General features: G+C 59.5%; 8 protein-coding genes. 4 read left to right on the top strand and 4 right to left on the bottom strand.

Going from position 1 to position 7,794, the window contains the following annotated elements; all coding sequences use genetic code 11:
- Positions 1-239: 239 nt before the first annotated feature.
- Complete coding sequence (locus AC5RU9_RS21215; RefSeq protein ID WP_494018062.1) at positions 240-707, bottom strand: DUF4383 domain-containing protein; 468 nt, start codon at positions 705-707, stop codon at positions 240-242.
- Positions 708-1,459: 752 nt separating this feature from the next.
- Here AC5RU9_RS21215 and AC5RU9_RS21210 point away from each other — a divergent pair.
- Complete coding sequence (locus tag AC5RU9_RS21210; protein ID WP_494018061.1) at positions 1,460-1,840, top strand: DUF7793 family protein; 381 nt, start codon at positions 1,460-1,462, stop codon at positions 1,838-1,840.
- A 430-nt stretch (positions 1,841-2,270) separates the two neighbouring features.
- Positions 2,271-3,023 carry a GAF and ANTAR domain-containing protein gene (locus tag AC5RU9_RS21205; protein ID WP_494018060.1) on the top strand — a complete coding sequence of 251 codons (753 nt, stop codon included), beginning with the start codon at positions 2,271-2,273 and terminating at the stop codon, positions 3,021-3,023.
- Positions 3,024-3,072: 49 nt separating this feature from the next.
- Here AC5RU9_RS21205 and AC5RU9_RS21200 read toward each other — a convergent pair whose 3' ends face one another.
- Positions 3,073-3,270, bottom strand: a complete 198-nt coding sequence (locus AC5RU9_RS21200; RefSeq protein WP_494018059.1) for a hypothetical protein — start codon at positions 3,268-3,270, stop codon at positions 3,073-3,075.
- 136 nt (positions 3,271-3,406) lie between these two features.
- Between AC5RU9_RS21200 and AC5RU9_RS21195 the strand changes: the two genes are divergently transcribed.
- Together AC5RU9_RS21195 and AC5RU9_RS21190 are read left to right on the top strand one after the other, a co-directional pair.
- Positions 3,407-4,144 carry a GAF and ANTAR domain-containing protein gene (locus AC5RU9_RS21195; RefSeq protein WP_494018058.1) on the top strand — a complete coding sequence of 246 codons (738 nt, stop codon included), beginning with the start codon at positions 3,407-3,409 and terminating at the stop codon, positions 4,142-4,144.
- Between the two features lie 392 nt (positions 4,145-4,536).
- Positions 4,537-4,878, top strand: coding sequence for a DUF7793 family protein (locus AC5RU9_RS21190; RefSeq protein WP_494018063.1), 342 nt, complete (start codon positions 4,537-4,539; stop codon positions 4,876-4,878).
- Positions 4,879-5,205: 327 nt separating this feature from the next.
- Here AC5RU9_RS21190 and AC5RU9_RS21185 read toward each other — a convergent pair whose 3' ends face one another.
- Both AC5RU9_RS21185 and AC5RU9_RS21180 read right to left on the bottom strand, forming a co-directional pair.
- On the bottom strand, positions 5,206-5,604 hold the full coding sequence (locus tag AC5RU9_RS21185) for a response regulator transcription factor (RefSeq protein WP_494018057.1): 399 nt from the start codon (positions 5,602-5,604) through the stop codon (positions 5,206-5,208).
- Between the two features lie 439 nt (positions 5,605-6,043).
- Positions 6,044-7,794 (bottom strand): DUF7507 domain-containing protein (locus tag AC5RU9_RS21180; RefSeq protein WP_494018056.1); only part of this gene is annotated, 1,751 nt, incomplete at its 5' end.

Here is a 7,794-nt window from a genome sequence, read left to right as displayed (position 1 = left end):
CCGGATGGGTTCCGGTGGTCACTGCCTAGTCCTTTTGGTGGCTCCCATCTAATCAGCATCGAATCCTGGTCCAAGCCCGAGCGTCCCACTTCCAAGGCAATGGGACAGATGTGGCATCGGCAAGAGAAAGCCCCCGGTGGGGGACCGGGGGCTTTCCAGAGATACACTACGGCCGCTCCGTTCAAAACGTGGACTGCCACTTTGCTCTTGAGGTTTTCTTGGCTTGCTCTTGACGGGTCTCACCGGCCGGTTGTGGTTGCAGGTCGTCCTGTCGTTGTCCGTCGGCTAAGGGCCAGGCCCAGGGCAAGCATGCCGACGCCCAGGATCAGATGAAGCCAGTTGTCGGCGTTGTTGACCGGGACGAAGTTGGCGGTGGATTCCTGGTCGATGAGCAGGCCGTAGATCCACAGCACCAGGTAAACGGCTCCGCCGCCGATGAGGTAGTTTCGGGCTTGGCCGGCGGTGCGGGCCATCAGGATGCCCGCTACGCCGAAGAGCAGGTGCACGATGTTATGCAGGATTGACACTTGGAAGATGCCGAGCAGGAGGGCGTCGGATGTGTGGCCGGCGAACGAGAGGGTCTCGTAGTTTGAGGTGATCCCCGGGATGAAGCCGAGGACCCCTACAAGGAGAAAGACTGCTCCTACTATCTGCGCTGCTCGCTGGATTGTTGTATGGCTCCGGGCGGGGTTATGGGTGGGGGTCATTTTGTTCTCCTTAGTTACAGCTGCTCGGATGGAACTGGAATGGTCCCGATAGATTACAAGAATCATAAGGTTGCTTAGCAATATTGGCCAGTGTCTTTTGCCAGCTTTAGGTGCTCCCTCGGCTGAGGGATTGGTAGCTGCCTTTCCGGGGTGGGTGAAGTTGGATACTCTCTTGCCCTAGAGGTGGTAAGGGTGCTTAGCTTAATTGCCGCCTGGTGATCTGCTTTCGCCAAGAGCCAGGTGGTCCAAGCGCACTGGAGAGATCGATTCTTGGAGAGCAGGCATGGCAACAAAGAAAGACCACATCGGACCTGCCTCTCCAAGCAATGACCCCCAGAACATCTCCAAAGGGTCGAGGGACCTGCATCACGCCGAAGCCATCGAAGCGCGCGCTCCATCGACGATCCTTGCCCCCGACGGGTCTGGGTCCCAAGAGCTATTGTCTGGTCGTCAAGGACCGCTCCTGAGGCACAACCCGGTTACCGAGCAGTTGGTTATGGTGGGTAAACGGAGAGAACGGGCCGAGGCCCAACTTGAAGACCGGTTACGCGCAGCCAGAAATGCTCATCTCTAGCAGAAGATCAGCAGAGACGATTCGGCGAGAGTCCACATCCTCAGGCACTTCGCCCAGATAGTCGTTAGGGCACCATCGGGCACTGAAGGCAGAAAGAGGAAAGTTGTTCTGTTCTATCGATGGCCGATTTCCAAGCCCTCGGTTAGTCTAGGTTTCACAGGATGCTGCGGGGGGCAGAATGGAGACTGTTGGTGTTGGCCTGAAAGGCACAATCGGGCTCGGCGTTGAAGGAATCATCCACCTGGCTTGGAATCCAGGGATCGTTCTGGAAGCAGATGACGTGCATACGGCGATGGCGATGGTCAATGAAATCGCCGGGGACCGTGAATTGCCGATGTTGGTCGATATGGGTCGCACCAAATCGGTGACCCGTGAGGCGAAGTCCGTTTTCGTCATCCCGTGTTCCGCGTCGCGAATTGCACTGCTGGGCTCGAGCGCCGTTGACCGGGTTATCGCCAACTACACCATCGAACGGCAACATGGCTTGCCCTGTCCCACCCGGTTCTTTACCTCCCGGAGTGAGGCCATCAGCTGGCTTCTCAACAGTCCGGTGTCTTGACCAGTGCATCCCCTGCTTCTGATTGCGCTGGTGCTCGTTATAGCCGTGGTGTGGGTATCGGGCATCCTGCTTGCCCTCATCCGGCTATCCCACGTTCAACGCGGCAAAACTGACGTCATTTCACCGGCGCAGACGGATGCAGTCCTTCACCTCAGTGGTGATGGCCGCTCAGGTCTAACTTGACCCGGAACTGAGTGCCGGTCTGGTGCTCCGATGGAACCGTCAAGCAGTCGGCGTTTTCCATCGCGGAGGGCCCAGCTGCGTCTGACAAGCCCCTTTAGCGATTGCTAGACTTCCTTGCTAAATTGTTCGCGGACACAACCTGGACCCCTCAGCTGCGGCATCACTGCGCTGGGGCTGCTTAATCCAAGGGTGTTCCTGGGTTCTGCAGCAAGGCCCATCGAATGGTGGTACCTGTTGTGAAAGGCGGGTGTTTTTGTTGGAGGTTGTGCCGGCAGGGGATGGGTCCGGGGACGTTGATCGGCTCGCGGACCTGCTCGTCTCCACTGATGACGTCAAGGCCTTTCTTGATGGGATGACCGGTCTCGGGGCCGATGCGATGACGCGCTCGACCGGGACACGCATTGAGTGTGCTGTGACGTTGGGGCGGCGGAAGCGCACTGCCACGATCGGTGGCAGCAGCGACCAGGCGATGCTGCTGGACAGGATCGAGCAAAGCCTGGAACAAGGCCCCTGCATCGACGCCATGGACAGCGGACGCCCAGTTCTTCTCCATGATGCCCTGTCATCACCCCAATGGAGTGATTACTGCGCCACTTTGGCCGCGGCTGGGATGCGCAGCACCCTTGGCGTGCCGATGGAGCTCGGGCAGGACGGAGCTGCTGTTTTGAACTTCTTCGCCCCCGCACCGGGGACGTTCGCCCGCGAAGTCGTCACCGATGCCCTGAGCTTCGCGGGGATCGCTGGCAAGGCGTTGCGGGTGGCCATCAGAATCACCGCATTGAACGAAGCCGCTGAAGACCTTGACGCCGCGATGAAAAGCAGATCGATTATTGATACAGCATGTGGGGTGATCATTTCCCAGAACCGGTGCACCCATGACGAAGCCTTCAACATCTTGCGGAAAGCCTCAAACGACCGGAACCAGAAACTGCGCGACCTCGCCCAGGCGCTCGTTGATGGAGTTGGCGTCCCGAAGCACCCGGCCAACCAAGAAGGTTAACCACGTGAGGGGTGCTCTATTGCGCAGGAGGTCAAAGCCCAGTTGCCTCTCAGAGGCGTAGGCCGTCCATGGCCCAGGTCAGGAGGATGAGCTCGGAAGGATGGGGCTTCAACGCTTCGTGCACATAGGCGTCCAGCTCCAAGAGGTCGGCGTTGCCACCTTCGGCCCAGTATTTGATCCATAACCGGTCCAGAGTGATGCTGTCCTGTTCCAGCAGGTCTCGTGCTCTCTGTCGCGGGTCGTTCATTTCTGATATCCCAGTGCTATCGAGGGGCCTCCTGCGCGCGAACTGAATGATCAGCCTGCTTACTAATTACGTTACAGGGAGGTGCCTTTTCCGAACAACCGGGCGGGGACTGTGACTGGGGCCTACCATTGGGCTCATGGAAACCCCCGTACACGCCGAGCACATCCTGAGTCTCCACGAGCTGGTCACCGGCAGCGCCGATATCAAGGCCATCCTCCAAGGCGTGACAGGCTTCGCGTCCACGGCGATGAGCCGGGCCGCGGGGGAGCAGATCGATTGCGCGCTGACCCTGCGGCGTCGTAAACGCACCGCAACGGTTGCGGGCAGCAGCGACAAAGCAGTACTCCTGGACCACATCGAACAAGCCCTGGGGCAGGGGCCGTGCCTGGACGCACTGGATCAGGGCAAGCCACTGTTGTTGGACGACGTCGCCACGGACGTGGATTGGCCGCAGTACAGCCGTGCGCTGGCCGCCGAAGGTTGTCACAGTGCTTTGGGTGTTCCCATGGACCTGGGTGAAACTTCCGAAGCGGTGTTGAACTTCTTCGCGTCCAAGCCCGGCCTTTTCACCCCTGCCGTGATCGATGAGGCGGCGGCGTTCGCGCACGTTGCAGGCAGCACCTTGCGCCTGGCGATCAGGATCGAAACCGTGGAGCAGCTCAACACGGACCTGAAAACAGCGATGGCCACCAGAACAGTCATCGACCTTGCCTGCGGCGCGATCATGGCCCAAAATCGTTGCACCCAGGAAGAAGCCTTCAAAGTCATCTCCAAGGCATCAAGCCACCGGAACGAGAAAGTGCACAAGGTCGCCACGGACATCATCACCCGCCTGGCCGGACCCGTTGACGGATCCCTGCATTTCGAAGACTAAACCGGCTGCTGCGCCACGGCGGAGGGTAACGGCAAGCCGCACCCAGGCGCGCGTTGGCCTTTCAAGGTGTAAGCGTGCAGCTATCTCATCTCAAAATGCCCGGCTGGCTATCGGGTCTTACAGGGCGCATGCTGGGCAGGAGGGATGCGGAAATTCGGTCGATCCGATGGCTCGGATTCGTAGAACTCAGGTGCTGATCAGCGCCGGTCACCAGCTTTCTGTCGGGCCGTTATGCAGTCAGCGGCTTGACGGACTGCATGGCCACTTCGATTTAATGAACGGCCGATGACATTGCGTCTGGCTTGTCCTGCAAGGCACCGTCCTCTTGCCCGCAAACACACTTCGAAGGGCCGATCGCTCACGGTCAACGGTCAATGCCCGTGTAAAATCCAATCACTGTTGATGGCGGTAAGGGAACACTGGGACTCGATTCCGAAGGCGTTCATCACCTGGCGTGGAAGCCGGAAACTGTTCTCAAGGCCGATGATGTCCATGCTGCGATGGCTAGGGTTAATGAGGTTGCCGATGGTGCCGAGTACCCGATGTTGATCGACATGACGAACACCAGTTCGGTGACTCGCCAGGCCAAGTCCGTTTTCAGTACTAAATGCGCCGCTTCCCGGATAGCCCTGCTTGGCACCAACCCGGTGAGTCCGTTATTGCCAACTTCGCCATGGCCCGCCGGACACTCCCTTGTTTCACCCGGTTCTTCACCTCACGCGACGAGGCCATGACCTGGCTGCGCGGTAGTCCGCAGCCCTAATCTGCATTCTGGTCAGAGAACGTGCAACCCCTGGCGTGGCCACGATCAGGGAAATGGAACACCTGTCGAGATGCTCCGACTGGGATAATTGTTCATGAGTCAGAACCCATCGGATGCCGCTCCGCGACCGGAAGGTCGGGAGCGAAGTGCCAGCAAGAATTCTGCCCCGTTGGTCCATCACAACCCGGTCACTCAGCAGATGCTGATCGTGGGTAGGCGCCGTGAGGACGCTGAAGCCAAGCTTGCGCAACGTCTGCGCCGCGGTAGAACCGAGACCTAGCTTCTTTGGTGCCGGACGCTACTGCACGGACAGGTCCCGGGTGAAGGCCTCGGCCAAGGGACAAAGCCCCTGCACGAGTGACCTGAGTTGGGATGGGCGGAAGGGCTTGGCCAAGTAGGCAGTTGCGCCGGCAGCCATGCTGTCGAGTTCATCGCCTGATTCAACGAAGGCTGTGATCATCAGTATCGGAGCCTCCGAGATTTCACGCAGCCTGCGGGCGACTTCTCGGCCGTTCATGTCAGGAAGCCTCATATCAAGGGTGATCAGGGCCAGATCCAGACCTGCCGCGGAGAGCAGTCCGTCCGTTCCGGACTCTTCAACACGGACCTCGAAGCCCATGCCCGTGAGTATTACCTCGAGCAGCCCTCCGATGTCCGGGTCATCTTCGACAACGAGACAGATTCCCCGTGTGCTCATAGGCTTCTCTGATCGTCCATGATGAAACCGCCGCTTGCGGAGCAGTTCGACTCAACATTGTGGAGCGGCGGCCTTCCGGGCCCCTGTCCAGCTTTGGAACTGTTGCAGCCCGGGCAGGGTTCAAATTCGCCCATCTGAAACCAGACCCACCCGTCCTCGCACGCATCATGGGAGCAGCATGTCGTTTGCATTTTCACCTTGTTCTGGACGTCAGCCCGTTTTGCCATCAATGGTTGGTTGCTGTTGCTATGAACCGGCATGCACATTTCTTGTGTGGCATAGGAAAGCGGCGCCCTGCACGTCCTTATCGGACTTGCTGGACGCCGCTTCCTTAGCCAGTTCAGCGGAAGGGCGCCGCCGTTCTGGCCGGTAGGATGCATTGCCCGGTCTGGGGGAGTCCCTCCCGGGCAATGCATCCTGGCTCTACTTGCTGCTTAGGCTATGCCCTACGCCGACGGGTGATCAGCGCCAGGGTGAGCCCTGCGAGCAGCAGGGCTCCGCCGATGCCCGCGGCCAAGAGCGACACGCCACCGGTGATTGCCAACGGAGTCTCATCCTCCTTGTCGACCTGGGTTTCGGTGTCGTCCTTCGGGGAGAACACGGCCCCTTCGGGGCCGTTGGCCTTGGCGCTTGCCACGTTACGGATGGGAGCACCCGATTCGATGTCCGAGGCCTTGACCGTGTACGTCGCCCTGCAGGTTACCGATTCTCCCGGCGCCAGCGTCGCGGTGGAGCATTCGACGTTGACACCTGCTTCGCGGAGCATGGGGTCATCAATCTGAAGACCGTCGATCGTTACGGTACCGGTGTTGGTCGCCGTGAACGTGTACTCGATGGTTTCGCCTGCATCTGCTGCGTTGTCGCCGTCCTTGTCGGCAAGGACGTTGTCCTTGACCAGCTTCAGGGACTGGATAACCTTGGTCGGTACCGAAACGCTGCCCGGATCAGAACTGACAACTTCCAAACCGACCGGCGGTGTACCCGAAGCCGTTGCCACGTTATCAACGCTTCCGGCGTCAACCTCAGCCTGCGTCACCGTGTACAGCTCTTCGGCTTCGCAGTTAACGGACTGGCCAGGAGCCAATACCGTCTCCGGGCAGATGACCGCTCCGATCTTCGGGTCATTGACCTTCACATCGGAAATGGTCACGTTGCCGGTGTTCGTCACGGTGAACGAATACTTGATGGTTTCGTTCGCATCAGCCAGTTTGTTGTCGTTGGCATCCCACAGATGAGCGGATTTCTCGATCTTCAGGCTTCCAGCACGGGCGATGTCCGTTGTCGTAGAGTCCTCGTTGGACGTCGTGGACTCGTTATCCGGGTCGGTCCCTGTTGCGGTAGCAACATTGAGGACCTTGCCTGCATCAACGTCAGCCTGGGTCAGGACGTACGGCTCAGATGCAGAGCAGTTCATCGATTCCCCGGCAGCGAGCTCGCTGCCATCGCAGTTCACGACGCCGATGAGCGGATCGTTAACCTTGATGTCCCGGACCGGCACGTTGCCATCATTGGTGATCTTGAACGTGTAGGCGATGGTGTCCCCGGCATCGGTGACTCCGTTGCCGTTGGCGTCCTCCGGAGCCCCAGCGGTCTTCTCCAGCGTCAAAGCAGGTGCCTGCTCAGTCACCGGAGTGTTGGTTGAATCGGGATCAGAGACAACCTCGCCTGCATCCGGATCCACGCCCGTAGCGTGCGCGGTGTTCCGGACAACCTGAGCCTTCTCGTCCTCAGCCGTAATCGTGTACACCGCTGCCGCAGCGCAGGTGGCCTTGGCCCCAGGCGCCAACTCCGTAACATCACATGCAACGGTCCCCACCAACGGGTCAACCACAGCAACAGACTTCACAGGCACGTTGCCGTTGTTGGTCACGGTGAAGGTGTAGGCGATGGTGTCGCCTGCGTCGGTGATACCGGAATTGTTGGTATCGACCGGGGTGCCGGCCGTCTTCTCAATAACCAAAGACGAAACCGGAACGATGACCTCGGTGGTAGTAGTGTCCGGCACCGAAGTAACCGGATCACCATCAGGACCAACACCAGCAGACGTGGCCGAGTTATCCACCGAACCATGCAACTCGTCCGCTTCGGTCACTACGTAGGGTGCCTCGGCGGCGCAGTCGATGGTTTCTCCGACGGCCAGGGTGGTGGCCTTGCAGGTCACTGCCCCGATCTTCGGGTCGTTGACCTTCA

The sequence above is a fragment of the Arthrobacter sp. B0316-5-4 genome (assembly GCF_059090325.1).
Note: the sequence above shows the minus strand (reverse complement) of the source record. Positions and strands in the feature narration are given on the sequence as shown.

Coding starts and splice junctions, on each gene's coding strand:
- AC5RU9_RS21215 (WP_494018062.1), bottom strand. CDS start 707: ATGACCCCCACCCATAACCCCGCCCGGAGCCATACAACAATCCAGCGA.
- AC5RU9_RS21210 (WP_494018061.1), top strand. CDS start 1,460: ATGGAGACTGTTGGTGTTGGCCTGAAAGGCACAATCGGGCTCGGCGTT.
- AC5RU9_RS21200 (WP_494018059.1), bottom strand. CDS start 3,270: ATGAACGACCCGCGACAGAGAGCACGAGACCTGCTGGAACAGGACAGC.
- AC5RU9_RS21195 (WP_494018058.1), top strand. CDS start 3,407: ATGGAAACCCCCGTACACGCCGAGCACATCCTGAGTCTCCACGAGCTG.
- AC5RU9_RS21185 (WP_494018057.1), bottom strand. CDS start 5,604: ATGAGCACACGGGGAATCTGTCTCGTTGTCGAAGATGACCCGGACATC.